Origin of the sequence: Devosia sp. SD17-2 (assembly GCF_029201565.1) — a bacterium.
Lineage (GTDB): Bacteria > Pseudomonadota > Alphaproteobacteria > Rhizobiales > Devosiaceae > Devosia.
In genome coordinates this window covers 3,884,424-3,910,821 of record NZ_CP104002.1, presented here as the reverse complement: position 1 = coordinate 3,910,821, position 26,398 = coordinate 3,884,424, and the positions used below count along the sequence as shown (strand labels likewise).

General features: G+C 62.7%; 21 protein-coding genes and 1 pseudogene. 13 read left to right on the top strand and 9 right to left on the bottom strand.

Going from position 1 to position 26,398, the window contains the following annotated elements:
- Positions 1 to 41: 41 nt before the first annotated feature.
- Both NYQ88_RS19195 and NYQ88_RS19190 read left to right on the top strand, forming a co-directional pair.
- The gene (locus NYQ88_RS19195; protein WP_275652687.1) at positions 42 to 1,346 is read left to right on the top strand and encodes a Gfo/Idh/MocA family oxidoreductase; all 1,305 of its coding nucleotides are present in this window, start codon (positions 42 to 44) and stop codon (positions 1,344 to 1,346) included.
- A gap of 103 nt (positions 1,347 to 1,449) precedes the next feature.
- Complete coding sequence (locus NYQ88_RS19190; RefSeq protein ID WP_275652686.1) at positions 1,450 to 2,127, top strand: GntR family transcriptional regulator; 678 nt, start codon at positions 1,450 to 1,452, stop codon at positions 2,125 to 2,127.
- Positions 2,128 to 2,170: 43 nt separating this feature from the next.
- Here the strand turns inward: NYQ88_RS19190 and NYQ88_RS19185 are convergent, their stop codons facing one another.
- The 4 genes from NYQ88_RS19185 to NYQ88_RS19170 form a co-directional block, all read right to left on the bottom strand.
- Positions 2,171 to 5,080, bottom strand: a complete 2,910-nt coding sequence (locus NYQ88_RS19185; protein WP_275652685.1) for an insulinase family protein — start codon at positions 5,078 to 5,080, stop codon at positions 2,171 to 2,173.
- A 156-nt stretch (positions 5,081 to 5,236) separates the two neighbouring features.
- Positions 5,237 to 6,211, bottom strand: coding sequence for an aldo/keto reductase (locus NYQ88_RS19180; protein ID WP_275652684.1), 975 nt, complete (start codon positions 6,209 to 6,211; stop codon positions 5,237 to 5,239).
- Between the two features lie 29 nt (positions 6,212 to 6,240).
- Positions 6,241 to 7,254 carry an alpha/beta hydrolase-fold protein gene (locus tag NYQ88_RS19175; RefSeq protein ID WP_275652683.1) on the bottom strand — a complete coding sequence of 338 codons (1,014 nt, stop codon included), beginning with the start codon at positions 7,252 to 7,254 and terminating at the stop codon, positions 6,241 to 6,243.
- A gap of 78 nt (positions 7,255 to 7,332) precedes the next feature.
- On the bottom strand, positions 7,333 to 8,100 hold the full coding sequence (locus tag NYQ88_RS19170) for an aldo/keto reductase (protein WP_275652682.1): 768 nt from the start codon (positions 8,098 to 8,100) through the stop codon (positions 7,333 to 7,335).
- Positions 8,101 to 8,226: 126 nt separating this feature from the next.
- Between NYQ88_RS19170 and NYQ88_RS19165 the strand changes: the two genes are divergently transcribed.
- The 3 genes and pseudogenes from NYQ88_RS19165 to NYQ88_RS19155 all read left to right on the top strand — a co-directional run.
- The gene (locus NYQ88_RS19165; RefSeq protein WP_275652681.1) at positions 8,227 to 9,225 is read left to right on the top strand and encodes a ligase-associated DNA damage response exonuclease; all 999 of its coding nucleotides are present in this window, start codon (positions 8,227 to 8,229) and stop codon (positions 9,223 to 9,225) included.
- Positions 9,222 to 10,793 carry a cisplatin damage response ATP-dependent DNA ligase gene (locus NYQ88_RS19160; RefSeq protein WP_275652680.1) on the top strand — a complete coding sequence of 524 codons (1,572 nt, stop codon included), beginning with the start codon at positions 9,222 to 9,224 and terminating at the stop codon, positions 10,791 to 10,793. The genes NYQ88_RS19165 and NYQ88_RS19160 overlap by 4 nt, the downstream gene beginning before the upstream one ends.
- Positions 10,794 to 10,837: 44 nt before the next feature.
- A pseudogene (locus tag NYQ88_RS19155) lies at positions 10,838 to 10,924 on the top strand (UvrB/UvrC motif-containing protein); the annotation flags it as partial.
- Positions 10,925 to 11,079: 155 nt separating this feature from the next.
- Here the strand turns inward: NYQ88_RS19155 and NYQ88_RS19150 are convergent.
- Genes NYQ88_RS19150 through NYQ88_RS19140 form a run of 3 tightly spaced genes read right to left on the bottom strand, consistent with a single transcriptional unit; the run spans position 11,080 to position 13,719 of the window.
- Positions 11,080 to 11,613: a phosphatase gene (locus tag NYQ88_RS19150; RefSeq protein WP_275652679.1), complete on the bottom strand. Its 534-nt coding sequence runs from the start codon at positions 11,611 to 11,613 to the stop codon at positions 11,080 to 11,082.
- Positions 11,614 to 11,623: 10 nt separating this feature from the next.
- On the bottom strand, positions 11,624 to 12,010 hold the full coding sequence (locus NYQ88_RS19145; protein WP_275652678.1) for a MerR family DNA-binding protein: 387 nt from the start codon (positions 12,008 to 12,010) through the stop codon (positions 11,624 to 11,626).
- Positions 12,007 to 13,719, bottom strand: a complete 1,713-nt coding sequence (locus tag NYQ88_RS19140; protein ID WP_275652677.1) for a long-chain fatty acid--CoA ligase — start codon at positions 13,717 to 13,719, stop codon at positions 12,007 to 12,009. The genes NYQ88_RS19145 and NYQ88_RS19140 overlap by 4 nt, the downstream gene beginning before the upstream one ends.
- Positions 13,720 to 14,116: 397 nt before the next feature.
- On the opposite strand from NYQ88_RS19140, the gene NYQ88_RS19135 reads away from it, so the two are divergent.
- The 4 genes from NYQ88_RS19135 (at position 14,117) to NYQ88_RS19120 (ending at position 20,115) form a co-directional block, all read left to right on the top strand.
- The gene (locus NYQ88_RS19135; RefSeq protein WP_275652676.1) at positions 14,117 to 16,582 is read left to right on the top strand and encodes an acyl-CoA dehydrogenase; all 2,466 of its coding nucleotides are present in this window, start codon (positions 14,117 to 14,119) and stop codon (positions 16,580 to 16,582) included.
- A gap of 119 nt (positions 16,583 to 16,701) precedes the next feature.
- Entirely contained in the window at positions 16,702 to 18,660 is a 1,959-nt protein-coding gene (locus NYQ88_RS19130; protein WP_275652675.1) for a 3-hydroxyacyl-CoA dehydrogenase NAD-binding domain-containing protein, read from the top strand.
- 13 nt (positions 18,661 to 18,673) lie between these two features.
- Positions 18,674 to 19,960, top strand: a complete 1,287-nt coding sequence (locus tag NYQ88_RS19125) for an acetyl-CoA C-acetyltransferase (protein ID WP_275652674.1) — start codon at positions 18,674 to 18,676, stop codon at positions 19,958 to 19,960.
- Positions 19,957 to 20,115 (top strand): hypothetical protein, encoded by a 159-nt coding sequence (locus NYQ88_RS19120; protein ID WP_275652673.1) that lies wholly within the window; start codon positions 19,957 to 19,959, stop codon positions 20,113 to 20,115. Before NYQ88_RS19125 ends, NYQ88_RS19120 begins: the two co-directional genes overlap by 4 nt.
- Positions 20,116 to 20,241: 126 nt before the next feature.
- Here the strand turns inward: NYQ88_RS19120 and NYQ88_RS19115 are convergent, their stop codons facing one another.
- Positions 20,242 to 20,742: an Lrp/AsnC family transcriptional regulator gene (locus tag NYQ88_RS19115; RefSeq protein WP_275652672.1), complete on the bottom strand. Its 501-nt coding sequence runs from the start codon at positions 20,740 to 20,742 to the stop codon at positions 20,242 to 20,244.
- Positions 20,743 to 20,868: 126 nt separating this feature from the next.
- Here NYQ88_RS19115 and alr point away from each other — a divergent pair, with 126 nt between their 5' ends.
- From alr to NYQ88_RS19095, 4 genes are all read left to right on the top strand, one after another.
- Positions 20,869 to 21,987: an alanine racemase gene (alr, locus tag NYQ88_RS19110; RefSeq protein WP_275652671.1), complete on the top strand. Its 1,119-nt coding sequence runs from the start codon at positions 20,869 to 20,871 to the stop codon at positions 21,985 to 21,987.
- Between the two features lie 26 nt (positions 21,988 to 22,013).
- On the top strand, positions 22,014 to 23,261 hold the full coding sequence (locus tag NYQ88_RS19105) for a D-amino acid dehydrogenase (RefSeq protein ID WP_275652670.1): 1,248 nt from the start codon (positions 22,014 to 22,016) through the stop codon (positions 23,259 to 23,261).
- A gap of 218 nt (positions 23,262 to 23,479) precedes the next feature.
- Positions 23,480 to 24,133: a VWA domain-containing protein gene (locus NYQ88_RS19100; RefSeq protein ID WP_275652668.1), complete on the top strand. Its 654-nt coding sequence runs from the start codon at positions 23,480 to 23,482 to the stop codon at positions 24,131 to 24,133.
- The gene (locus tag NYQ88_RS19095) at positions 24,130 to 24,837 is read left to right on the top strand and encodes a DnaJ domain-containing protein (protein ID WP_275652667.1); all 708 of its coding nucleotides are present in this window, start codon (positions 24,130 to 24,132) and stop codon (positions 24,835 to 24,837) included. Before NYQ88_RS19100 ends, NYQ88_RS19095 begins: the two co-directional genes overlap by 4 nt.
- Here NYQ88_RS19095 and NYQ88_RS19090 read toward each other — a convergent pair.
- Positions 24,803 to 26,380 (bottom strand): histidine kinase dimerization/phosphoacceptor domain -containing protein, encoded by a 1,578-nt coding sequence (locus NYQ88_RS19090; protein WP_275652666.1) that lies wholly within the window; start codon positions 26,378 to 26,380, stop codon positions 24,803 to 24,805. The genes NYQ88_RS19095 and NYQ88_RS19090 overlap by 35 nt on opposite strands.
- Between the last annotated feature and the right edge of the window lie 18 nt (positions 26,381 to 26,398).

The window sequence follows — 26,398 nt, the reverse complement described above, 5'->3', positions numbered from 1 at the left end:
CCGGCCGGATCGGCCATAGTTCGAAGACGACAGCCCCAAAGATGAAATATGCAATCGTCGGGACCGGCGGGCGGCACCAGATGTTCCGCAATGCCGTCACCGAAACCCATGCCGAAACCGCCGAACTCGTGGCACTGTGTGACGTCAACCAGAGCCGGCTTGCGCTCTCCGCCAGCAAGGTACCGAACCGTGGTGGCAATGGCATTGCCACCTATCTGGCCGAAGATTTCGACCGCATGCTCACCGAGCAGGACCCGGACACGGTGATCGTCACCACGCCGGACTATCTGCACGACGAGTATATCGTCCGCTCGCTGCGGGCCGGTCGCAATGTGATGACCGAAAAGCCGATGACCACCGATCTGGCTCGGCTCAAGCGGATCATGGATGCGCAGCGTGAAACCGGCAAAAAGGTCACCGTGACCTTCAACTACCGCTATTCGCCGGCGCGCACCCAGCTCAAGGAAATCCTGATGAGCGGGACCATTGGCGAGATTACCGCCATCGATTTCCGCTGGTATCTCGACCGGGTCCATGGCGCCGACTACTTCCGCCGCTGGCACCGCTACAAGGACAAGTCGGGCGGCCTTCTGGTGCACAAGTCCACGCACCATTTCGACCTGTTGAACTGGTGGGCGGCGTCCACTCCGGTGTCCGTATCGGCCACGGGCAAGCGCGATTTCTATACGCCTGAAATGGCGATCAAGCTTGGTCTCGAAGGCCACGGTCCCCGCTGCCACACCTGCCCGGTCGCCCACAAATGCGCCTTCCGTATGGATCTTGAGGCCGATGAGCCACTAAAGCAGCTCTACCTCGATACCGAAAAAGACGACGGCTACTGGCGCGACAAGTGCGTCTTTGCCGACGACATCACCATTGAGGATACGATGCAGGTGCAGGCGCGCTATGCCTCGGGCACTTCGCTCAACTATACGCTGGTCGCCTATTCCCCCTGGGAGGGGCTGGAAGTGAAGTTCCACGGCACCAAGGGTGAGCTGACGCATAAGCACATCGAGGTCCATGGCGTCTTTGCCGGTGGTAATCGCGAGCGCGGCGGCGACGAGGAAGTCGAGGCCATGACCACTGAACTCCATCTCGCCGGTGGTCTGCCCCAAAAGCTCGACGTCTGGACCGGCAAGGGCAGCCACGGCGGCGCTGACCCGATCATGCTCGGCTATCTCTTCAACCCGGACGGAATGCCGGAAGACCAATATGGCCGCGCCTCCGATCAGGTGGCCGGCGCCTGGTCGATCCTCACCGGCATTGCGGCGAACAAGTCGATTGCAGAGAACGGCGCGCGCGTCGAAATTGCCCAGATGCTCGCCGAGGCCGGGATTACGCTCTGATCAATTTCAGAGACAAAAGTGCCGAAAATCCTGTGGATGGCGGCAGTGCACTAGAGCCATGGACCCTTCGGGGGCCCATGGTTGCCGGGAAGGAGATGCGACGATGAGCGTGACCGCGCCCGAAACCAGCGAACAAACCATGGCGATGCGCGTCGTCGCGGCTCTTCGCGATGACATTGTCACCATGGCCCTTCGGCCTGGCGACATCATCTCGGAAAGCGATATCGCCGGCCGCTATGGCGTGTCGCGCCAGCCCGTGCGCGAGGCCTTCATTCGCCTCGCCCAGCAGGGCCTGCTGCTGATCCGGCCCAAGCGCGCTACGGTCGTCAAGAAAATCTCCCCCGATGGCGTTCGTCAGTCGCGCTTTATCCGCGAGAGCATCGAAGTTGAGATCATCCGCCGCCTCGCAGCCCAGCCCAGTGCGGACGCGGCCGAAATCCTCACAGGCCTTATCGATGACCAGGACAAGGCATCTTCATCCGGCGACAGCCGGCGCTTCCATCTGCTCGACGAACTCTTTCACCGCACACTCGCGCGGCTCGCCGGTGTGGAATACGCCTGGCAGCTCATCGACGATCACAAGATGCAGCTCGATCGGGTGCGCTATCTGACACTCGGCGCGTCCTCGAGCCAGCGTGCCATCGCCGAACATCGCGCCATTGCCGAGGCAATCAAGAAGGCAGATCCTGCGGCGGCAGAAGCGGCCATGCGCGATCATCTGGCCCGGGCAGAAGTCCTCCTGACCCAGACCATTTCCGACTTTCCAGACTATTTTGAATAGTTTGCGGTGAGGGCCCCGCCGACGAGGCAGGGCCCCCTTCGCGTTAGATCAGCTTGCTGACTGCGAGCATGCCGTTGCGCTGCTCATTGGCCGCGTTGATCGCCGCCTCCCCACCCAGAACCACAACATGGCCCTGGGCCGCGACGGCATCGATCGCATCGGCAAGCGCGAGGAAGTCGGCACGGCTGGTGTTGAGGATTTCGTCGCGCCGCTGCTGCCGGACCGCGTCTGTGGTTCCCGTCAGAATGCGCCACATCGCTGAATATCCCTTGGAATCGACGAACTCCGGCCGGTCGAGATCGCCCACCACGCCAATGACGGAACGGGTGAGATCGGTCTCGCCGATCGCCGCGCGCAGGGCGCTCGCCGCGCCGTCATAGACGTCGAGCGTCCGCAGAAGGTTCGGGTCTCGATAGGAGAGGAAGGAGAAATTGCCAGACGACAGATCGAAACGGCTCGATCCCCCGTAGGCACCGCCCTGAACACGCACCTTGTCCCACATGTAGGTGGTGTTGAGATAGCGCAGCACGACGCTGGAGGCGGCGCTGACCTGATGGCCCAGGCTCTTGAGATTGGCGCCCTTGCCCACATAGTTGACCTGAGCCGGAATGGTCAGCCCTTCCCAGCGGGGCTGGAGCGACACACCCCAGTCGACATCAGCGCGATCTGCGCCCGGCAGGCCGGACACAAAGGCCTCGAGGCTGGGCCGGACTTCGGTCCACAGCGCGTCGTCGGCCGTCACATTGACCACCATGCGCTTTTTGTTGACGAGCACGTCGCGGATCGTGCGCAACGCGGTTTCAACCGTGTCCCAGTCGCTGTCGATCTGTTTGACCAGCGCGCGAAGGAATTCGAGATAGCTGATGCCGCCCATCTGTTCGGCAACCCAGCCGGCCTCAGTCAGACCTGACTTGATGCGGGTGTCGACGAGCGAATTGCCCGAAGGGATCACCCGGGCCTCGAACCCGGCCTTTTCCTCAAGCGCCATCTGGCGGAACCGTTCGCGGTTGTCGAGGCGGGCGTCGAGCAGAACATCGCCCATGATATCGAGCATTTCCGCGACCTTGCCGGGCACAGCCTTGCCCGAAAGGAAGAACCAGGCCGCCGTGCCGCTGCTATCGAGCTTGGTCGAGAGCGAGCGATGCTGCCCGATGCCGCCGGTCGAGCGGCCGATGCGCTGGGTCAGGCTGACGAAATCTTCCTTTGACGTGCCGGTCTGCAAGAGAGCGCGCCCGAACAGCGGCAGATAGGGCAGGAGCGCCTTGTCGAGGACATGGAGGTCAAAGCCCAGGTCGAGATAGACAATCCCGAGCGTGGGCAGGTCGTGGTACATCAACCGTGCACCCGCGATCGTGCCATCCTCAGTAGGGATGATGCGGATTTCTCGATCGAGATCGGCGAGCGTCAGGGTCGGGATTTTTGCCAGGTCTTCGGGGGCATCCACCTCTTCCTGCAGCGCTTTGAGCCGTTCGGTATGGGCAATCGTGTCGTTGAGCGCAGCCTCATCCATCTCGGCGCGCACAGCGGCCAGTTTGTCCGCTTCGGCCTTGGCCTCGCGCTCTCCCTGGTCAGGATCGGCCTCGATCCTGGTGGTGATGCGGTGGGTGTTTTCGAGGAACAACCGGCGGATTTCGGCCTCGAAGTGACCTTCGGCGGCCTTGTTCTTGAGCTCGGCCAGCGCGTCTTCAAACGACAGTGGGCCCAGGGGATCGCCGCCATGCAGCCATTGGCCCAGGGCGGTGAACATATAGCTCATGCCGCGCGGCTGGCTGCCAGTGTTGTGCTCGCGCAGATGAAACTCGAATGTGTTGATCGCAGCTTCCCGCTGCACGGCCGAAAACCCGGTTTCGGCCAGCTCTGCCAGCGTATCGAGCACCAGTTTTTCGACCTTTTCGGCGTCAGCCGGATCGATCCCCTTAAGGCCAAAGCTCGCTGAAGGCTGGCGCAGCCAGGTGGAAACGCCGCCGCCGATCATGCCTTCGCCGAGGCCGGATTCGGTCAGTTTCTTGCGCAGCGGGGCGGCTGAGTTGCCGGCCAGAAGATAGCTCAGGAGCCCGTGGCTCAGGGTTTCTTTGCGGCCCGAGGGCGGATCGAGCATCCAGTTGACGCTGACCATGCCGTCGCGGCGCTTGTCCGGATCAATCGTGCCGGCATAGGTGCCTGAGACCTGGCGCGGTGCATTCCAGCGCGGCTGCAGGGCGATGTTGGCGTCAACCGGCGCGGCGTCGAACTGACTGAAGACTTCGTCAAGGATTTCCAGGCGCTTGGCGGCGTCGTCGTCGCCGGCGAAGACGACGCGGGCGTTCGACGGGTGGTAGTATTTGGTGTGGAAGGCCCTGAACTGCTCATAGGTCAGGTCAGGAATGTTCTTCGGGTCGCCGCCCGAGGAATTGCCATAGGTGGTGTCCGGATAGAGCGAGCGCTGCACCAGGGTCTGCATGACCGAGTCCGGATTGGAGAAGACGCCTTTCATCTCGTTGAACACGACGCCCTTGTAAACTAAGGGCGCGTCGGGGTTTTCCAGCTCGTAGTGCCAGCCTTCCTGGGCGAATGTGTCCTCGGTGAGCAGCGGAAAAAACACCGCGTCGAGATAGACATCGACGAGGTTGTAGAAGTCCTTGAGGTTGGCGCTCGCCACCGGGTAGGCGGTCTTGTCCGGGAAGGTCATGGCATTGAGGAAGGTGTGCATCGACCCCTTCAGCAATTCCACAAAAGGCTTCTTTACCGGGTACTTACGGCTGCCGCAGAGGACGGAGTGCTCGAGGATATGGGCGATGCCGGTGGAATCCTCGGGCGGGGTCTTGAAGGTGATGCCGAAAACCTTGTTCTCGTCTTCATTGACGAGGCTGAGCACTTCCGCCCCAGTCTTGATGTGCCGGAAAAGCTGGGCTTGCGAATTGATCTCATTGATCTTTTCGTCGCGCACGAGCTCGAAGGCGGGGTGGAGTGTCATGAAATTTCCGCTCGTCTTGTTGTCATTGTCCGGGGGTAGGTAGGCGCTGCTATCGGACACTTCCAGTGGCCCGCGCTCAAGCCGACGTCATCGCATTGGCGGTGAGTTGGTTAGCAGACTGTTAGCATCGAGCGCAGCACTGGCGGGAATTGGTTGTCAGACCGCGCCGCGGATCTCCGGCTTGACCTTTTCCGCGTACCATTCGCCCAATTGCGTCATCAGGGCGGGGAAGAGGTTCTTGCGTTCGGTGGCCGCGACATTGTCGGCGATCTGCTCGGGTTTGGAGACGCCGGCGATGACGGTCGAGACCTGCGGGTGGTCGAGAATCCATCTGAGGGCAAACTGGCTGAGCGGCACGCCTTCCGGGGCGAGGCCGCGCAATTCGGCCACAAGTTCAACGCCGCGCTCGAAGCGGATGCCCGAGAACGTCTCGCCCACCGAGAAAGCCTGACCGTCGCGATTATAGGTGCGGTGGTCCGAAGGGTCGAAATTGGTGTTCTTGTCATATTTGCCGCTGAGGAGGCCCGAGGCCAGCGGCAGGCGCACGATGATGCCGACATCCTTCTCGGCCGCCTTGGGCAGCAGTTTTGCCGCCGCGTCCTGGCGGAAGATGTTGAAGATGATCTGAAGCGTGGCGCAGCCCGGCTGATCGAGGCAGATCATGCCTTCCTCGATGGTTTCGACGCTGGCGCCCCAATGGCGCACGAGGCCCTCGGCCTTGAGTTCGTCCATCCAGCCAAAGATCGCGCCATCGCGCAGCACTTCGGTCGGCACGCAGTGGAGCTGGGCAAGGTCGAGTGTTTCAACGCCCAGACGCCGGGCCGAGCCAAGGAGGCTCTCGCGCACGCCTTCGCGGGTATATTTATTGGGAAAGAGCGTGCCGGAGCGGCCAAGCTTGGTCGCAATTTTGACGGCCGGTCCCTTGGAATGGCTGCCGATCCGGCTTTCGCTGAGCCCGCTGCCATAGACGTCTGCCGTATCCCAGAAAGTGATGCCGGCTGCATTGGCGGCGTCAAGAATGGCGGCTGCCTCCTCATCGCCCACCGGACCGAAATCGCCACCCAGCTGCCAGCAGCCGAGACCGATCTCGCTGACTTCATAGCCGGTCTTGCCCAAACGCCGCGTCTTCATAGTCGTCCTCCGGTGTATTCTCTATTGGCCTAGCGGCTCAGCGCTTCTGCAAGATAGGGCAGGCTGAGATCCATGCGGTAGTCTACCCCGGAATGGTTGTCGGGGAATTCCTCGTAGCGGTGGGCAATGCCCTTGGCTTCCAGCGTGCGGTGGATACGACGGGTGCCATAGAGGATGTCGTACTGATCCTCGGTGCCGCATTCGAGATAGAAGGCTTTCAGTTTTCCGATGGCGTCGAAGTGCTTTTCGACCATCAGCGCCGGGTCCCATTTGAGCCAGTTCTCCCAGCGCTCGGAGATGATCTCGCAGGTGTCATTGGTGACCGGCAGGCGGAGGCCAAGGAAGGTCTCTGGATCGGGATCGGGATCAAAACTAGCCGCCTGGGCGAGGAACATCAGCGTCATCGTGTCCTTGCCGTCGAGTTTTGGCTTGGCTTCGAAGGCAGTCATCCAGGCTTCGATGGAGTGATTGTGCTTGGCCAGCGCCCGCAAAACATCCGGGAAACCGGCCTGATAAAGAAGGTCAAAGCCCGCATCGCCCGAATGGCTGGCGGCGGCCGACCAGACATCGGGATGGCGCATGGCGTGGACCAGTGCGCCAAAACCACCCGAGGATTTGCCGAAGACGCCGCGCTTGCCTGTGCCGCCGCAGTTGAACTGGCTTTCCACCGCCGGCAGCATTTCGGAAATGAGAAACTGCTCCCAATTCCCCATCACCGGGCTGTCGACATATTGATTGCCGCCGAGACGGGTGAAGCAATCGGGAAAGGCGACAACGACGGGGGGCATCTGCCCGTCGCCAAACAACCGGTCGAGGCGCTCGGGAACATTCTCGCCAAAATTTTTCCAGGCGGTGTGGGCGGGGCCGCCCGCAGTGTAGCCGACGAGATCGACCAGCAGCGGCAGGCCTGAGCCATCATGGCCGTGCGGAACATAGACATCGACAATGCGATTTGTCGGATCCCCAAGGCGATTGGATTTGAGGACCGCGCTGTCGACCATGATGCGGTGGACTGTTCCGGCTGGATGGCTGGTGCGGCGCATGAACGGCTCCCGTTTCTTTTCTGTTTTGTCTGGTGTGGCCGAGACTGCCCGGCAAGGCAAGGGCAGGGGGCGGACGGCTCAGATCATTTCGAGCGGGATCTTGCGGCGCGGTGGCGGAAAGGCCCGGTCGATGTCGGCCAGATCCTCGGAGGTGAGTTCAATGTCGAGGGCACCGAGATTTTCGGCGACCCGATCCGGGCGAGCGGTTTTCGGGATCGCGATGACACCCTCGTGGCGCAGCACGAAGGCCAGCGCGATCTGGGCGGTGGTGGCATTGTGGCGCTGGGCGATTGTCTCCATCGCCGTGTGGCCGGCGAGACGCCCCTGTTCGATGGGGGAATAGGCCATGATGGCCATGTGCTTTTCCTGCGCATCGGGCAGGAGATCGAACTCGATGCCGCGACGGGTGCAATTATAGAGCACCTGATTGGCCTGGCACTGATCGGAAATGCCGGCAAGCTCGTCCATATCCTCGATGTCGAAATTGGAGACGCCCCAGCGCGCGATCTTGCCCTGGGCCTTGAGCGTTTCGAAGGCTTCCACGGTTTCCGCGAGCGGATAGCGACCGCGCCAGTGGAGGAGATAGAGGTCGAGCCGGTCGGTGCCCAGGTGTTTCAGGCTTCTCTCGCAGGCGCGGATCGTGCCCTCGCGGCTGGCATTGTGCGGCAGGACTTTTGATACGAGGAAAAGCCCCTCGCGCCTTCCCGCTATGGCCTCGCCCACCATGCGCTCGGAGCCGCCATCGCCATACATTTCGGCCGTGTCGATGAGGGTGATGCCCTGATCAAGCCCGGCGCGAATGGTGTCGACCTCCTGACGGAGCCTGTCAGCGCGCTCGCCCATCATCCAGGTGCCGAGGCCACATCGGGCAGTGTGGTGGTGGGGATCGTCATGAGGCGTTCCTTCCTGTCATGCTGTTGGAGCAACTCTAAAGCCGGCAAAACCGTTGCTGGGTGTCAGGGCGAGGTGATTATGGCTGTTCTCAATCGCGATCTCTATATCCCCTCCATCGATGCCTGGGTCGATCCATCCGTGCCCAAACCGCGCGCCGTCATCACCCATGGCCATGCCGACCACGCCCGCTCGGGGCATGGTTCGGTGCTGGCGACGCCCGATACGGTCGCCATCATGAAGGTGCGCTATGGGGAAGATTGCGCCGGTCAGTTCCAGTCTCTCGATTTTAATACGCCGCTGGCCATGGATGACACCACGATTACCTTTTTTCCGGCCGGGCATATTTTAGGGTCAGCTCAAGTGCTGATCGTGGCTGAGGGGCAGCGCGTGGTGGTAACGGGCGACTACAAGCGCCGCCCTGATCGCACCGCCCAGCCTTATGAGCCGGTGGCATGCGATCTGCTCATTACCGAGGCGACGTTCGGGCTGCCGGTGTTTCAGCACCCGGACCCAAAAGATGAAATTGCCCGGTTGCTGAAATCGGTTACCGCCCAGCCTGAGCGGGCCCATCTCGTCGGCTGCTATGCGCTGGGAAAAGCGCAGCGGGTGATCGCGCTTCTGCGCGATGCCGGTTGGGATCAGCCGATTTATCTTCATGGCGCCATGATCCGGCTCTGCGAACTTTATCAGGAACTGGGCGTGGACCTCGGCGAGCTGATCCCCGCCACCGGCATGCCCAAAGCGGCGATGGCCGGACAGATCGTCATCGCGCCGCCCTCGGCCATTCGCGACCGCTGGAGCCGGCGCTTTCCTGATCCCGTCGTCTGCCAGGCCTCGGGCTGGATGAGCGTCAAGCAGCGCGCACGACAGGCGCTGGTGGAATTGCCGCTGGTGATTTCGGACCATTGCGACTGGGGCGAACTTAACGAGTCGATCCTTGAAAGCGGGGCGGAAACCGTCTGGGTGACGCACGGCCGGGAGGACGCGCTGGTCTATTGGTGCAAAAAGCAGGGGCTGGAGGCGGAGCCCCTGGCGCTGCCCGGGCTCGATGATGATGGCGGGGAGGGCGGCGAATGAAACGCTTTGCCGAACTGCTCGAAGTGCTGGCCCTGACCCCCTCGCGCACGCGAAAACTCGAAGCGCTCAAACGCTATTTTGCTGAGGTGCCGGACCCGGACCGGGGCATTGCGCTGGCCGTGCTGACCGGGGAGATGGACATCCGCAACGTCAAGCCGGCGCTGCTGCGCGAAATCGTGCTGGCGGAAGCCGATGAGACGCTGTTTGCGCTTTCCTACGATTATGTCGGCGATCTCGGGGAAACCATTGCGCTGATCTGGCCCCATCACGGTCCCGCCGATCTTCCGGGATTGGCGGAGCTCGTCGATCAGCTCAACCAGACGGCCAAATCGGAATTGCCAAAACTGATCGCCGATCTTCTGACGCGGGCGGCGATCCATGAGCGGTGGGCCCTTGTGAAGCTCGCCACAGGGGCGCTGCGCATCGGGGTGTCGGCGCGTCTGGCCAAAACCGCGCTGGCCGATATGAGCGGGATCGAGCTGCAGGCGATTGAAGAAGTCTGGCACGGCTTGAAAGTGCCCTATACCGATCTCTTTGCCTGGCTGGAGGGCAGGGCGGAAAAGCCCGAGATTGACCACGCGGCGCGGTTCCACCCGCTGATGCTGTCCAATCCGATCGAGGACAAGGATTTCGAAAAGCTCGACCCCAGTGACTTCGCGGTGGAGTGGAAATGGGACGGGATCCGCGTGCAGCTGGTGATGGGGCCGGGCGGCACATCGCTATTTTCGCGCACCGGCGATGATATCGGCGGATCATTCCCGGATGTCGTCGAGAATGTCAGTGGCAGTGCTGTGCTCGATGGCGAACTGCTGGTGGGGCATGATTTCGATGCCAGGAGTTTCAATGATTTGCAGCAGCGGCTGAACCGCAAGGTGGCGTCCGGAAAACAGATGCAGGAGCTGCCGGCCTTCGTGCGGGTGTACGATATTTTGTTTGAGGGCGACGAGGATGTGCGCCCGCTGCCGTGGAGCGAGCGGCGGCAACGGCTGGAGGCGTGGTTTCAGAAGAACCCTCAGACGCGGCTGGACCTCTCGGAAGTGCTGCCGTTCCGCGATTGGGCGCATCTGGGCGAAATGCGGCGGCAGGGCGCTGATGAGCACGGCCATGAAGGGGTGATGATCAAGCTCAGAAGCGCCCCCTATGTGCCGGGGCGACCCAAGGGTAATTGGTATAAATGGAAGCGCGACCCCAATGTGGTCGATGCCGTGCTGATGTATGCCCAGCGCGGGCATGGCAAGCGCAGTTCCTATTATTCGGACTACACATTTGGCGTCTGGAAGGGCAATGAGATCGTGCCGATCGGCAAGGCCTATTTCGGCTTTACCGATGACGAATTAAAGCAGCTCGACCGCTGGATCCGCGCCAATACCACCGCCGCCTTCGGGCCGGTGCGCGAGGTGAAAAAGGAGCTGGTGTTCGAGGTGGCGTTCGATAGTGCGCAGGAAAGCCCGCGGCATAAATCGGGCGTGGCGCTGCGCTTTCCGCGCATCAACCGCATTCGCTGGGATAAGCCGGCGCAGGAAGCGGCGACGCTGGACGATATGGCCGTCTTTATCGCGGCCACTTAGGGGAGACAGAAATGTCAGCCAGGACCAATCACGAGCGGCTGGTGGCGCTCGAAAAGCAGATGGCAGACGCCGCCGAGGCGATGGATTTCGAAAAGGCCGCGGCCCTCCGCAACGAGATTTTGCGAGTGAAGGGGGAAGGGCAGGGCGAGGATGGGGAGCCGCTCGTCGGCCAGCCCCCGCCGGGGGCGATGGGGCTGGGAACGCAAATCCCAGTCCGCCAGCCGCCCAAGGGGTGGGTGAAGCCCAAGAAGCCCGATTTTCTGACGAAGAACCGTCGCGGTGACGACTAAGCCACGGCCCGCCTTAGCCCCGCGGTGGGGAATTTGCGGCCGGCTTTGATCAGTTTGCCGTCGAGGCCCAGGGCGCGGTCCCAGAGGGCGACGAGCAGGGGATTTGGCGCGGCATTGGCGCAGGCACGGAAAATGGTCTGGCCGGCTTTGTCGACGGAAAGCGAGCGGGCGAGAATGCCCAGCGCCACGGCGGCGGCGCGGGTGCTGCCCTGCAGGCAATGGATCATCAGCCGCGCATCCCTGGGCAGGCCGTCGACGAAGGCGATGATGGCCTCGATGTCGGCAAGGGTCGGCGCGCCGGGCGTCGTCGGGTCGAGCGTGTCCTCGAAACGCGCATGAAGCTGCCGGGACTGGTCGAAGTCGGGCAGGCCGAGATAGCGGCTTTGGGGGCCGTAGATGGAAATGATGTGCGTGGGCGCCCATTCAGCGCCATTGCGCCGGGCTTCGGTCTGGCTGCACACCAGCATGGCGCCGGGCCATTTATGGGGGTGGTTGGACCCATCGGTCAGCGCGGCAAACAGCTCGGGCATGAACCTACTCTTAACTCGCGACTCGTTCGATCGCCAGTTTGCGGATTTCCTTGAGCTCGGCAATCGTGGTCTGCAGGTCAGACAGCTGTTGTTCGAGGATTTCGAGCCGTTCGTCGACCTTTTCGGCGAGCATGGTGACCTGCTGGTTGCGGTCAGCATCGTAAAGTCCGAGATAGTCGGAAATCTCTCTTAAACTAAACCCGAGGCGCTTGCCGCGCAGTATGAGGATCAAACGCGCGCGGTCGCGGCGGCGGAAGATACGGGTAGCGCCGAGCCGCTCGGGGGAGAGCAGTCCCTTGGATTCGTAGAAGCGGATGGCCCGGGTCGAGATATCGAATTCCCGGGCGAGGTCGGCGATCGAATAGAGATCGGGGCTATCGGCGTCTATACGGTTCACTTCTTGCCGGCTTTCTGGTGCGCATATTCCTCCCGAAGCTCCTTCTTGGACAGCTTTCCGATCAGGGTCTTGGGCAGGGCATCCTTGAAGATGATTTCCTTGGGCATTTCAATCTTGTTGAGCTTGTCGACGAGGAAGTGCTTGAGGTCGGCCTCGCTGACGCTCTTGCCCTCGCGCAGCTTGACGTAGGCGACAGGGGCCTCGCCGCGATACTCGTCGTCGACGCCGATGACATTGGTCTCCTCGACCGCCTCATGGGTCATCAGCGCTTCCTCGATGACGCGCGGATAGACGTTGAACCCCGAGCAGATAATGAGGTCCTTGATACGGTCGACGAGGAAGACATAGCCGTCTTCATCGATGTGGCCGACGTCGCCAGTGCGCAGCCAGCCGTCCATGAAGGCTTCTTCGCTGGCCTGGGGGTTATCGTAATAGCCCTTCATGACCTGCGGCCCCTTGACCTGCAGTTCGCCATTCTCGTCGATGCCGACCACCTTGCCGGTATCGACATTGACAAAGCGGATGTCGGTGCCGGGCAGCGGCAGGCCGATGGACATCGGCTTGGAGGCGACGCGCAGGGCGGCGCAGCAGACCACCGGAGACGCCTCGGTCAGCCCATAGCCTTCCGCCAGCAGCGCCTTGGACTTCTTGGCAAAGGCGTTGCGGACCTCATCGGGCAGGGCCGCACCGCCGGAAATGGCCACTTCCAGGCTCGAGAGCTGTTCAGCCGTAGCGCTGGAGCGGGCGATGGCGTTGAGCAGGGTCGGCACGGCGGGGAGCACATTGGCGCGGGTGCGCGTCAACAGGGCGAGCAGCGCCTTGAGCTCGAAACGCGGCAGCATCACCACCTGTGTGCCGTTGCACAGCGGCACGTTCATGCAGACCGTCATGGCAAAGATGTGGAAGAAGGGCAGAACGGCCACGACCTTGGATGGCGTGTAGAAGAGCTTGCTCCCCCATGCATCGATCTGGCTCATATTGGCCGCGATATTGGCATGGGTGAGCAGCGCCCCCTTGGGAATGCCGGTGGTGCCGCCGGTATATTGCTGGACCGCGATATCCTTGTGCGTGTCGATGACCACCGCGCTGGGGGTCTGACGGGCCTCGATCAGGTCGTTGAAATGCGCAAGCTTGGCAGCGTGCGGTGACTTGCCCGGCTTGGCGAGGTCCTTTCGCTTGAACAGCGAGAACAGAACCTTCTTGGCCAGCGGCAGCGCGTCCGGGAAATGGCAGACGATCAGCGATTTGACATGGCCGGCCTCGAGCAGGGCCTCGCCCTTTACAAAGATCTGCTGGAGATCGAGCGTCACCATGACATCGGCGCCGGCATTGGCGGTGATGTGGCTGAGCTCGGAAACGGTATAGAGCGGATTGCAGTTGACCACCGTCCCGCCCGCCCGCAGCACGCCGTAATAGGCGATCGGGTAGAAAGGCGTATTGGGCAGCATGATGGCGACGCGCGTGCCCTTGGTGACGCCATATTTGCTCTGCAGCGCGCCGGCAAAGGCGGTGATGGCCTTGGCCAGCTCGCCGAAGCTCGTAGTGCCGCCGAGAAAATCCAGCGCCACGGCCGAGGGGGTCTTGGCGCAGGCGGCCAGAACCTGCTCATGCACGGGCGTCACATCGATCTCGCTCGTCCAGGAAATGCCCTCGGGATAGGTTCTGATCCAGGGGCGCAGGTTTTCCTGTGCGGTGTCGGTGATGTCCATGCTGGTCCTCCTCCAGGCCCCGCGTCGCGGTGGCTACCTCGCCCTGCCGTTCCGCCCTTTGGGTTCGGACGGGGAAAGACCCCCGGCAGCAGTAAGAATTATTCCATGCCTTTACGTTAGCGTCAAACAGTTGCCGGGCGCATTCACCATGCAACGATTGGTCGGGCCGACTGGTTTGCATGTCGAAGGGGAGGTTCTTCGACAGTTATGCAAAATGAACGCATAGGGAGCTTGGTTGACGTTTACGTAAAGTACGCTAAATAGGGAACAACGGCCCTGGCGGGGTGCTTTCTGGCGTCGTCACGAGGGGGCAAGCGGGCGCGCCGATGGGGCGCCGGTCAAATTGACAGCGTGGACGAAGCCGTTTGGGGCAGTCTCGTCCGAGGAGGACATTGCAGTGACACTGATACTTGTCGTGATCAGTCTGGTGGTTTTCGCATTCCTTGCAGTGCGGGAGGCCCCGCTCTGGCAATGGGGCCTTGCGGCGGTGGTCATCGGCCTCCTCGCGGGGATCGATTTTACCCCCACGGGCGCCGCCTATGGCCTTGGCTTCGGTAGCTGGCTGCTGCTGGTATTCGGCGCCATACTCCTGCTTTTGGCCATTGCGCCGCTGCGCAAGGCTGTGCTCACCACCCCCGTCTATGGCGCGGTGAAAACCATCCTGCCAAAGGTCAGCCGCACCGAGCAGGAAGCGCTCGACGCCGGCACGGTCGGCTGGGACGCCGAACTCTTTTCCGGTCGCCCGGACTGGGACAAGCTCACCACAATCCGCCCGCTGACGCTGACCGCCGAAGAACAGGCCTTTCTCGATGGCCCCACTGCGGTGGCCTGCCAGATGCTCGACGACTGGGACATTCGTCACAACCGCGCCGATCTCAGCCCGGAAATCTGGCAGTTCTTCAAGGACAATGGCTTCCTCGGTATGCTGATTGCCAAGGAACATGGCGGTCTGGGCTTTTCGGCCCAGGCGCAGTCGATGATCGTTTCCAAGATCGCCAGCCGCTCGGTGGCCGCAGGCATCACCGTCATGGTGCCCAATTCGCTCGGACCGGGTGAACTGCTCGAAAAATATGGCACTCCGGCGCAAAAGGACAAATATCTCCATCGCCTCGCCAATGGCCAGGAAGTGCCGTGCTTCGCGCTCACCGGCGTCCATTCCGGCTCCGATGCCGGCGGCATGCGCGACTACGGCACCGTCACCAAGGGCCTGTATAATGGCCAGGAAGTGCTGGGCGTGCGCCTCTCCTTCGACAAGCGCTACATCACGCTCGCGCCGGTTGCGACGCTGGTCGGCCTTGCCTTCATCCTCAAGGACCCGGACAATCATCTGGGCCGTGGCGACACCATCGGCATCACGCTCGCGCTTGTGCCGCATGACCATCCCGGCATGGATATCGGCCGCCGCCACTTCCCGTCTCGCCAGGCCTTCATGAACGGCCCCGTGCGGGGGCGGGATGTGTTCATCCCGATGGAATTCCTCATCGGCGGTACAGATTATGCCGGCCAGGGCTGGCGCATGCTGATGGAGTGTCTCTCGACCGGCCGCGCCATCTCGCTGCCCGCCATTGGCACCACCTCGCTCAAGCAGACGCTGCGCACCACCTCGGCCTATGCACGGGTGCGCCGCCAGTTCGGCATTCCGGTCGGGCTGATGGAAGGGGTGGCCGAACCGCTCGGCGAAATGGTCAAGCGCGCCTATTCCTTTGAGGCCGCACGCCGCCTCACTGCGTCCATGGTCGACGAAGGCCAGCGCCCGGCGGTGATCGCGGGCCTGCTGAAATACACCACCACCGAGGCCATGCGCGACAGCATGGACGACGCCTTCGACATTCAGGGTGGCCGCGCCATTCAGGATGGGCCGGGCAATTATCTCTTCGGCGGCTATATGGCGATCCCGGTGGCGATCACCGTGGAAGGGGCGAATATTCTCACCCGCACGCTGATGACCTTTGCCCAGGGCGTGCTGCGCGCCCATCCCTATCTGCTCAAGGAAGTGCAGGCGGCCCAGAACCCGGATCGCAAGGCCGGGCTCGACGCCTTCGACACTGCCTTTGGTGGCCACACCAAGTTCATGCTGCGCAATATCGTGGCGAGCTTCCTCCACGGGCTGACCAATGGCGCCTTCGCCTCTGCCCCCAATGACGGCCCGATGGCCGGCTGGTATCGCAAGCTCCACCGCTATTCGCAGGCCTATGCGCTGGTGGCCGACTGGACCACGGTGGTTCTCGGCGGTGCGCTCAAGAGCAAGCAGAAGATCTCGGGCCGCATGGCCGACCTTCTGGGCGATCTCTACCTCATGTCGGCGACGCTCAAGCGTTTCGACGAGGAAGGCCGCATCGCAGAGGACAAGGAAGTGGTCGAGGCCATCATGCAGGATCGCATCGCCTCGATGGAAAAGATCTTTGGCGAAATCTTCGACAATTTCCCCAATCCGGTCTTTGCCTGGGCCATGCGCATTCTCTGCTTCCCGCTCGGGCGTCACGCCAAGCGGGCCTCGGACAGCATTAATTATCGCTTCGTGCGGGCCGTTCTGAAGCCCGGTGCCTTCCGCGATCGCCTGACCACCGGCGTCTATGTCACCAATGACCCCAATGATGTTACCGGTGTGCTCGAGGATGCCCTGATCAAGGTGACGGAAGCGGAGGAAATCGAGACAAGGTTCATCCGCGCCGCGCGCAAGGGCATTATCGAACGTCGTCTCGACCGGGACCCCTTCGTCGATGCGGTGGAAGCCGGAGTTCTGAACGACAACGAGGCCGGGATCATGCGGGCCGCCGACGAGGCGACGGAACGAGTGGTCATGGTCGACGATTTCGACAAGGATGTGCTTAAGCAGACGCCGCCGCGCGTTGCGGCGGAGTAGAGGTAACAATTATAGCGCTGCAAGTGTTCGCTGGCGCCTCCCGCCCCATCAAGGGGAGGGAGGAGGCCGGTGCACTTGAATAAAATGGCGACAAGCCAAGCCAATTCCGAGGAGCCAAGATGATCGCCCCACAGGCAACAGACACGAAGAACTGGAGCTTCCACACCGATCTCGAAAAGATCGGCTGGCTGACCATCAACTCGCCCGGGCCGGTCAATACGCTGAGCCGCGAAGCGATCATGGAGCTCGAAACGCTGGTGGCGCGCTTCGAGGATCTCGGCCGCTCAGGTGAGCTGGTGGGCGTGGTCCTGCTCTCGGGCAAGGATTCCGGCTTCATCGCCGGGGCCGATGTCTCCGAATTTGACGCAATGAGCGATTTCTCGGTGCTGCCCGAAGCGCTGCGCCGGACCCATGCGCTGTTCGCCCGCATCGAGAATATGAAGATCCCGGTGGTCGCGGGTATTCACGGCTTCTGCCTTGGCGGTGGGCTCGAGCTGGCGCTCGCCTGCCACTACCGCATTGCCGTCAATGACGACAAAACCCGCATCGGTTTCCCCGAAGTGAACCTCGGCATTTTCCCCGGCTTTGGCGGCACCGGCCGCTCGATCCGTCAGGCCGGGCCGGTCGATGCCATGCAGATCATGCTGACCGGCCGCATGCTGCGGGCGGGGGCAGCGCGGGGCATGAACCTCGTCGACAAGCTCGTCCGGCATCGCGACATGCTGCGCTGGGAGGGCCGCAAGGCCGTGCTCGCGCACAAGAAGTCGTCGCCCGCGCCCTTCGCCAAGGCGATCATGGGCAAGCCGCTCTTACGCGACTATGTCGCCAACAAGATGCGCGCCGAGGTCGGCAAGAAGGTCAAGCGCCAGCACTATCCGGCGCCCTATGCGCTGATCGAACTGTTCGAAAAGCACGGCGACGACTGGCAGGCGATGATCCGGGGCGAGATCGACGCCTTTGTGCCGCTGATGGGCTCGCCCACCGCCACCAATCTCCGGCGCGTGTTCTTCCTCTCCGAAAGCCTCAAAAAGCAGGGCAAGAAGGGCACCAAATTCTCGCGCGTCCATGTCATCGGCGCCGGCGTCATGGGCGGCGATATCGCCGCCTGGTGCGCCTATCGCGGCATGAGCGTGACCCTCCAGGATCTCGACATGGCGCGCATCCAGCCGGCGCTCGATCGGGCCAAGAAACTCTTCCAGAAGCGCTACAAGAAAAAGCGCGAAGTCGACACCGCCATGCTGCGCCTCACCGCCGACCCGCAGGGCCATGGCGTGGCCCGTGCCGATGTGATCATCGAGGCGGTGGTCGAGAAGCTCGAGGTCAAGCAGTCGATCTTCAAGGGCGTCGAAGGCAAGATGAAGCCCGGCGCGATCATGGCGACCAATACCTCGTCCATCGAGCTTGAACGCATCGCCGAGGCGCTGCAGGAGCCGGGCCGGCTGATCGGGCTGCATTTCTTCAATCCGGTGGCGCAGCTGCCGCTGGTGGAAGTAATCCGCTCGACCTTCAATTCTGACGACGCCATTGCGGGGGGCGCCAGCTTTGCTCTGGCCATCGGCAAATCGCCGGTTGTGGTGAAGTCGGCGCCGGGCTTCCTCGTCAACCGCGTACTCATGCCCTACATGCTGGGCGCGGTGGAGCGGGTGGAGCGCGGCGAGAGCAAGGAATTGCTCGATGCCGCCGCGGTGGCATTCGGCATGCCCATGGGGCCGATTGAGCTGATGGATACCGTCGGGCTCGATGTCGGCAAATCCGTGGCCACCGAACTGGGTCATGCGGTGCCCGAGGGCAGCAAGTTTGCCCGGCTGATCGAGGCCGGAAAGCTCGGCCGCAAGACCGGCGAAGGTTTTTACAAATGGGAAAAGGGCAAGGCGATCAAGGGCGATCCGCCGGAACACGCTGATCTCGCGGCACTCGGCAAGGAGCTGGTGAAGCCTCTGGTCGACATGACCGAGATCGTTGTTGCCGAGGGCGTGGTCGCTAATGCCGACCTCGCCGATGTGGGGGTGATCATGGGCACGGGCTTTGCGCCCTTCACCGGTGGTCCGATGCGCGCCCGCGCTGATGGCCGGGCATAAGGGGGAAATTACAATGACTGAACTCAAGCGCGTTGCCATTGTTGGCTCGGCCCGTATTCCCTTTGCCCGCGGCAACACCGCCTATGCCGATGAAACCAATCTCTCCATGCTGGCCACCACCCTCGGCGGGCTGGCTGATAAGTTCGGCCTCAAGGGCGAGAAGGTGGATGAGGTCATCGCCGGGGCGGTGATCAACCATTCCCGCGATTTCAACCTCGCCCGCGAGGCGCTGCTGGACGCGGGTCTCTCGCCCCGCACGCCCGGCACGACCATGCAGATCGCCTGCGGCACGAGCCTGCAGGCGGCGCTGGTGCTGGCCGGCAAGATTGCCTCGGGCCAGATCGACAGCGGTATCGCCGCCGGCTCCGACACGGTTTCGGACAGCCCGATTGTCTTTGGCCCGAAATTCCAGCATCGCCTGCTGGCGGCCAATCAGGCCAAGACCGGTGGCCAGAAGTTCAAGACAATGACCAAGGGCTTTTCCTTTGGCGAACTGGCCCCGGTGGCCCCCTCGGTCAACGAGCCGCGCACCGGCCTCTCCATGGGCCAGCACGCCGAGTTGATGGCGCGCGAATGGGGCATTACCCGCGCCGATCAGGATGCGCTGGCCGCTGCCAGCCATCGCAATGCGGCAAAGGCCTATGAAGAAGGCTTCCACGACGATCTGCTCGTGCCCTGCGCGGGGCTGGTGCGTGACAACAATGTGCGCGCCGACTCCACCATTGAAAAGCTGTCGACCCTAAAGCCTTCCTTCGACAAGAAGAGCGGGCTCGGCACGCTGACGGCCGGCAATTCGACGCCGCTGACCGATGGCGCGGCGGGTGTGCTGCTCGCGAGCGAAGACTGGGCCAAGGCGCGGGGCCTGCCGATCCAGGCCTATCTGACGCTGGGGCGCGTTGCCGGCAATGATTTTGCCCATGGCGAGGGCCTGCTCATGGCGCCGACCATTGCCGTCTCCGAAATGCTGGAGCGAGCCGGGCTCGGTTTTGCAGACATCGACTATTTTGAGCTGCACGAGGCTTTTGCCGCGCAGGTTCTGTGTACGCTGAAGGCCTGGAACGACCCGACCTATTGCAAGGATGTGCTCGGCCGCGACAGCGTGATGGGCACGATCGACCCCGAAAAGATCAATGTGAAGGGCTCGAGCCTTGCTTATGGCCACCCCTTTGCGGCGACCGGCGCGCGTATCCTCGGGCTGACGGCAAAACTGCTCGATGGCGAGGTTAACAAGCGCGCACTGATTTCCGTGTGCACGGCGGGTGGCATGGGCGTCGCGGCGCTGGTAGAAAGCGCGCTATGAGCGAAAACGTCATCAAATTCCGCCGCCCCGAAAAGAAGCCCGAGCCCGAGCAGAAGAAGCCGCGCCCGCCCATGCCCGGTTGGGCGCCGATGGCCGGGCTCGTGGTCGTCGCCGTGCTGATCTATCTCGGCCAGCAGTCCGGGGTTTTTGGGTAAAGCAGGTCGCCGTATTCGAAACGGCATTCTCCTCATCGTCACCACCGGGCTTGTCCCGGTGGTCAATGCGGCGAAACGGGATTGCCGGAACAAGTCCGGCAATGACGACCGAATATAGATAAATTCCTAGGACGAGCGGGAGGCGTTCGCGCCGCTTCGTGAACTGCCCTGTCGGCTGACGGGGCGGGCGAGGACGTTGCGGATCGAAAAACTCGAATGAATGCGCGAGACGCCGGGCAGGGCGGAGAGGATGTTCTTGTGAATGTGCTCGAACTCCCCGGCAGTCTCCACCTCCACCCGCAAGTGATAATCTGAGCCACCGGTCATCAGGAAACATTCCTTGATTTCGGGATGCCGGCGAACGGCGCTTTCGAACCGGTCAAACACTTCCTCGGTCTGCTTTTCGAGCGTGATGTTGATCATCACGGCGATGGGCGAGGCCAGCTTTGCCGTGTCGATGAGCGCGGTATAGCCGCGAATGACCCCGCTGGTTTCCAGCAGCTTGATGCGCCGCAGGCAGGCCGAGGGCGAAAGGCCGACCTCCTGAGCGATATCGGCATTGCTCATGCGCGCATTGAGCCGCAGGAGTCGCAGGATATTGGTGTCGATGGCATCAAGAGCGGGCATGGCATGTCCTGCGAAAAGGCAGCATAAAATGCTCTTTCCGTCATTTCTGCGATACAATCAATCAGCAATTGATAGGAAATGTGCTCACTCTTTCATTAAGCTCAGTCAATGTCTGAGGGGACATCCATGCTTGATGATAATTCCGGAGCCGCGGGCGCCGATGCCATTCCTGCGCCGGGCGTGCTGACTGTCGATCTTGGTGCGATCCGCGCCAATTACACCCGTCTGCGCGAGATTGCCGGCAGCCCCGTGGGCGCGGTGGTCAAGGCCAATGCCTATGGGCTCGGGGCCGAGCGGATCTCAAAGGCTCTCTTCGATGAAGGCTGCCGCAATTTCTTCGTGGCCCATCTCGGGGAAGCGCTGAGCCTGCGCTCGAACCTGCCCGAAGATGCCACTCTCTATGTGCTCAATGGCCTGCTGCCGGGTGGCGAAGGCGTTTGCGCAGAAGCCGGCATTGTCCCCGTGCTCAATTCGTTCGAGCAGATCGACGCCTGGGCCGAAACGGCCAAGGGACTTGGTCGCAATCTGCCCGCCGTGCTGCAATTTGATACCGGCATGTCGCGCCTTGGCATTGCGCCGGAGGAGCGCGCCCTTGCGGCCGAGCGTCTCCGCAGTGCCCCGATCGACATTGCCTTCGTCATGAGCCATCTGGCCTCTGCCGACGAGCCCAGTGACGCCCAGAACGCCAGCCAGGCTGCCGAAATGGTTCAGGCCGCCGCCGCGTTCGGCACGGAAAACATCTGTTTTGCCAATTCGGGCGGGATTTTCCTTGGCGCCAATTTCCGCGGCGCACTCGCCCGCACCGGCATCGCCCTTTATGGCGGGGCGACGCAGAACGGCGGCGAAAGCCCCCTGCGCCACGCGGTGGAGCTGACCCTCGCCGTTATCCAGACCCGCACTGTCGAAACGGGTGCCCGCATTGGTTATGGCGGCACCCATGTCGCCGCGCGCCCGATGCGGCTCGCGACCCTGGCCGCAGGCTATGCCGATGGCCTGCCGCGCAGCCTTTCGGACCGGGGCGCCGTCTATTGCGACGGCATCCGCCTGCCCATTGTCGGACGCGTTTCCATGGACAGCATGGTGGTCGATATCTCGGCCCTGGCCGAAGGCCGGCTGGTGCTGGGCAGCCATGTCGAGCTCCTGGGCTCGCATCAGAGCATGGATGATCTGGCGCGCGACGCGGGCACCATATCCTACGAAATCCTAACCGGACTGGGCTCGCGCTTCGCCCGGATCTATCGATAAGCAGGCGCGCTTTTTCTGAGGGGAAAATGAAAGTCATCGTCCTGGGTGCCGGCATTATCGGCACGACCTCCGCCTATCAGCTGGCCAAGGCCGGCCATGAGGTCGTGGTCATCGACCGCCAGCCCGGCCCGGCGCTGGAAACCAGTTTTGCCAATGCCGGCGAAGTTTCGTTCGGCTATTGCTCGCCCTGGGCGGCGCCCGGCATTCCGCGCAAGGCGGTCAAGTGGCTCTTAATGAACCATCCGCCGCTGGTGCTGCGCCCCAAGGTGGACGGGGCGATGATCGCCTGGCTCCTGCAGATGCTGGCCAACTGCAATTATAAAAGCTACGCCATCAACAAGAGCCGCATGCTGCGGCTGGCCGATTACAGCCGGATTTGCCTGGCCGAACTGCGCGCGGAAACCGCCATCTCCTATGATGAGCGCATGAAGGGCACCGTCCAGCTCTTCCGCACCCAGCAGCAGCTCGACGCCTCGGCCAAGGACGTCAAGGCTTTGGCCGCCGATGGCATCCCCTATGAAGTGCTCGACCGCGACGGCTGCATCCGCCAGGAACCCGCGCTCGCCCATGCCCGCGACAAGATCGTTGGCGGCCTTCTTACGCCGCTCGACGAGACCGGGGACTGTTTCAAATTCACCAATGCGCTGGCCGAAAAGGCCGCCGCGCTGGGCGTGACCTTCCGCTATGGCACCGAAGTGACGGGGCTCGACGTCGAAGGCGGCCGGGTCAAGGGCGTCATCACCAAGACCGGTCGTGAGGCCGCTGATAAGGTCGTGGTGGCGATGGGCTCCTATACCCCGCTGCTCCTGCGCAAGCACGGGATTTCCCTGCCGGTCTATCCGGTCAAGGGCTATTCCATGACCATCCCGATCACCGACGAGAGCCGCGCCCCGGTCTCGACCGTGCTCGACGAAAGCTACAAGATCGCCATCACCCGGCTTGGCGACCGCATCCGTGTTGGTGGCATGGCCGAGATTTCCGGCTACACCAATGATCTCGGCCTTGCCCGCCGCCGTACGCTGGAGCATTCGGTCAAGGACCTTTTCCCCGGCGGCGACAGCGCCACCGGCAGTTTCTGGTCGGGCCTGCGTCCCATGACGCCCGATGGCACCCCGGTGATTGGTCCCACCAAAATTGACGGTCTCTATCTCAACACCGGCCACGGCACGCTCGGCTGGACCATGAGCACGGGGTCGGCCCGGGTCATCGCCGATCTCGTCAGCGGCAAACAGCCCGAGATCGACGCGACAGATCTGGCGATCTCGCGGTACTAGGGTTTTTCCCGAGATCGTTTCACCCCCTCCCATCCTCCCCCTTGAGGGGTCGGATGGGGAGGGGGGCCTACGCTCCTCCTAACCGTTCAAACGGACAAAGCTCCGTGCCCGGCCTTGCGCCTTGCGCTTGCCCTCTACATATTTGCCCTATGGCAGAGAAAACTCCGACGACACGGTCAGATAGCGCTCTTGGCGCCCGCGAGGGGGTGGGCTCGGACGTGGCCGCGTTCCTGACGAAATCGCGCATCTTGGCGCGGCCCAATGAGAGTGCCGATGGGCGGCTGCTCTTTGCCATGGATGCCACGATGAGCCGCCAGCCTACCTGGGACATGGCAGTGACCCTGCAGGCCGGCATGTTCACCGCCATTCCCAAGGACGCGGCGCTGCAGGTGCAATTGCTCTATTTCCGGGGCTTGGGCGAATGCCGGGCCTCAAAATGGGTCATCGACGCCGAGGCGCTGGCCCGGCTGATGGGCAAGATTGCCTGCCAGGGCGGCAATACCCAGATCGGCAAGGTGTTTTCCCACGCGCGCAGCGAACACCAGAAGCGCCGGATCAACGCCATGGTCTATGTCGGCGACGCCATCGAGGAAAATGTCGATGCGCTCGCCGCCCAGGCCGGCGAACTGGGGTTGCTGGGCCTGCCGCTCTTTCTCTTTCAGGAGGGGCATGACAGTCGCGTCGAGGCGGCGTTTCGCGAATTTGCCCGGCTGACCAAGGGCGCCTATGCGCGGTTTGACAGCTCGGCCCCCCAACATCTGGCTGAACTGCTCAAGGCCGTTGCCGCCTTTGCCAGCGGCGGACAGAAGAACCTGCGGCTTCAATCCAGCGCCGCCGCACGCGGCCTGCTGGCACAGATCGAGAAAAAATGAGCTGGATTATCCTCGCCGCACTCGCGCTTCTTGTCGCTCTCTGGCTCTTCAATGCCATGCGCAAGATGGACCGGGGCCTGCTGATGCGCGGCCTGCGCTGGGGCGTCGGGGGCCTGTTGGCCCTGATCGCGCTGCTCGGCCTCGTGTTCCGCCGCATTGATATTGCCACCATTGTCGGGGCGCTCGCCGCCTCCGTGCTGCTGCGCGGCAGGATCGGCCAGTTCTCCTTCGATAGTCTCGCCCAGTCGAGCAGCGGCAATACCTCGAAAGTGCGCAGCCGTTACCTCGCCATGGAGCTCGATCACGACACCGGGGCGCTCACCGGGCGCGTGGTCGATGGTGCGTTTGCCGGCTGGGATCTCATGGATCTGGGGCCCGAGGAAACCCGAAAGCTCCTCGATGAGGTGACGGGCGACGCCGACAGCATCAATCTCCTCGAGAACTGGCTCGATGCCAATCGCGCCGGCTGGCGCGAGTATTTCGCCGATGAAGGCGCCGAGACGGGTCAGCAGAGAGCCGGAAATCCCGGGCGCAGTCCCGTCGAGGAAGCCTACGCTGTCCTGGGCCTCAAACCCGGCGCCAGCGACGAGGATATCCGCGCTGCCCACCGCGAGCTGATGAAGGGTGTGCACCCCGATCGCGGCGGATCGGAATATCTCGCCGCCCGGATCAATGAGGCACGGGATCTGCTTCTGGGGCGGTGACCGTCTGGCGGCCAGCGGCGGAGAGGGCCAGCTCTGCCTCGAACACCACGCCATTGTCATTGTGATAGCTGTATTCGCCGCCCATCTGCCCGACGACGCCGCGGATCAGCCGCATGCCCATGCTGTTGGAACCTTCCTGCGGCTCCATGCCCGCGCCGTCGTCCCGCACGGTGAGGATCGCCCGGCCATCGCCGCGCTGGCGCAGCGTCACCGATAGCGTGCCTGCCTGGTCGTCGGCATAGGCATATTTGAAGGCATTGGTTGCAAGCTCGCTGAGCAATAGCGCCAGCGGCGTGGCGTGGTCGCGGTCTACCATGACGTGGTCGAGATCGTAGATGAGCCGCGTGTCCGTGCCATAGGCCATCTTCACCTGATCGACCACGGGCGGGATGAAGTCATGGGCGTCGATGTCCTCGTAGCGGTCGTGCTGGTAGATATGTTCATGCATGGCGGCCATGGCGGCGAAGCGGCTCTGCAGGTCCCGCTTTGCGGTGTCGGGAATATTCTGCATCCGCACCAGCGCCTGCACCGAGGCGAGATTGTTTTTCACCCGGTGGTGGATTTCCCGGAACAGCATGGTGTTGAGCTCAACCGAGGCCTCGAGCTCCTTGGCCCGGTCGGCATCCCGCACCAGAAGCCGCAGGATCCACCAGGAAATGAGCATGAGCCCGAAGAGCACGGGAGACACCACCACGAGCAGGGTGGAGAGCATTTCGAGCAGCATCCCCCAGACCTGGGAGGTCGCGACGGCGGCCACCGCAATAATGCGGCTGTCCTCGACCCGGCGATAGCTCACCACGCGGGGGACGCCGTCGATCAACGAGTCCGCGGAGTCGAAGGTGCCGATGCCGCTTTGCTTGAGATGGTGCGTAAACAGCGGTCGATCGCTGAAGTCCACATTTCCTGTCGTGGGCGGATAGCGGGCCATCAGCTGCCCGTCGTCGCGGATCAGGCTGAGGGTGGAGCCCGGCTCGAGCTCCAGCGTCCGGAAAAAGTCGCCCAGCAGCGCGCCCGAGAACGACACCATGATGGCTCCGGCAAATTCGCCATTGCGCACCACCCGCTTGCTGAACACGAAGATAATGTCGTCGGTGATCCGGCTGACCAGCAGCGGCGAGGTGTAAAACGGCGCCCCATCGCGCACCGCGGTGTAATATTCCCGGTCCCCGATATCGACACCGGTGGCGCCCGGCACTGTCGAGAACACCGTATTGGCCTGGTTGTCGATGACATAGACTTCCGTCGCGCTGGGCAGGCCCTGCAGAACCGCCTCGATGTCTGCGGCGCTGCCCGAAAGCGTGGGGCCGGTGGCGGTATCGACCCGGCGCAGGGTCTGGTTGGCCACCTCGGAAATCCAATAGGCATTAGTGGCCAGAACCTGTGAGGCCGCGCTTGATTGCTCTCGCAGGCGGTCATTGGTCCGCTGCACACCGTCGGTGACGAAATAGGCCAGAATTCCGAGGAACAGCACAAGGACAAAGACCATAAGGCCGACGGCCAGCCGGACGGCCGAGATCTCTCTCCAGCTACGCTTCAACGCCACGCTCGCCTCCCCTGCCGT

Excerpts from the sequence above, each read along its gene's own strand:
- NYQ88_RS19195 (WP_275652687.1), top strand. The coding sequence starts at position 42 with ATGAAATATGCAATCGTCGGGACCGGCGGGCGGCACCAGATGTTCCGC.
- NYQ88_RS19190 (WP_275652686.1), top strand. The coding sequence starts at position 1,450 with ATGAGCGTGACCGCGCCCGAAACCAGCGAACAAACCATGGCGATGCGC.
- NYQ88_RS19185 (WP_275652685.1), bottom strand. The coding sequence starts at position 5,080 with ATGACACTCCACCCCGCCTTCGAGCTCGTGCGCGACGAAAAGATCAAT.
- NYQ88_RS19180 (WP_275652684.1), bottom strand. The coding sequence starts at position 6,211 with ATGAAGACGCGGCGTTTGGGCAAGACCGGCTATGAAGTCAGCGAGATC.
- NYQ88_RS19175 (WP_275652683.1), bottom strand. The coding sequence starts at position 7,254 with ATGCGCCGCACCAGCCATCCAGCCGGAACAGTCCACCGCATCATGGTC.
- NYQ88_RS19170 (WP_275652682.1), bottom strand. The coding sequence starts at position 8,100 with ATGATGGGCGAGCGCGCTGACAGGCTCCGTCAGGAGGTCGACACCATT.
- NYQ88_RS19165 (WP_275652681.1), top strand. The coding sequence starts at position 8,227 with ATGGCTGTTCTCAATCGCGATCTCTATATCCCCTCCATCGATGCCTGG.
- NYQ88_RS19160 (WP_275652680.1), top strand. The coding sequence starts at position 9,222 with ATGAAACGCTTTGCCGAACTGCTCGAAGTGCTGGCCCTGACCCCCTCG.
- NYQ88_RS19150 (WP_275652679.1), bottom strand. The coding sequence starts at position 11,613 with ATGCCCGAGCTGTTTGCCGCGCTGACCGATGGGTCCAACCACCCCCAT.
- NYQ88_RS19140 (WP_275652677.1), bottom strand. The coding sequence starts at position 13,719 with ATGGACATCACCGACACCGCACAGGAAAACCTGCGCCCCTGGATCAGA.
- NYQ88_RS19130 (WP_275652675.1), top strand. The coding sequence starts at position 16,702 with ATGATCGCCCCACAGGCAACAGACACGAAGAACTGGAGCTTCCACACC.
- NYQ88_RS19125 (WP_275652674.1), top strand. The coding sequence starts at position 18,674 with ATGACTGAACTCAAGCGCGTTGCCATTGTTGGCTCGGCCCGTATTCCC.
- NYQ88_RS19120 (WP_275652673.1), top strand. The coding sequence starts at position 19,957 with ATGAGCGAAAACGTCATCAAATTCCGCCGCCCCGAAAAGAAGCCCGAG.
- NYQ88_RS19115 (WP_275652672.1), bottom strand. The coding sequence starts at position 20,742 with ATGCCCGCTCTTGATGCCATCGACACCAATATCCTGCGACTCCTGCGG.
- alr (WP_275652671.1), top strand. The coding sequence starts at position 20,869 with ATGCTTGATGATAATTCCGGAGCCGCGGGCGCCGATGCCATTCCTGCG.
- NYQ88_RS19105 (WP_275652670.1), top strand. The coding sequence starts at position 22,014 with ATGAAAGTCATCGTCCTGGGTGCCGGCATTATCGGCACGACCTCCGCC.
- NYQ88_RS19095 (WP_275652667.1), top strand. The coding sequence starts at position 24,130 with ATGAGCTGGATTATCCTCGCCGCACTCGCGCTTCTTGTCGCTCTCTGG.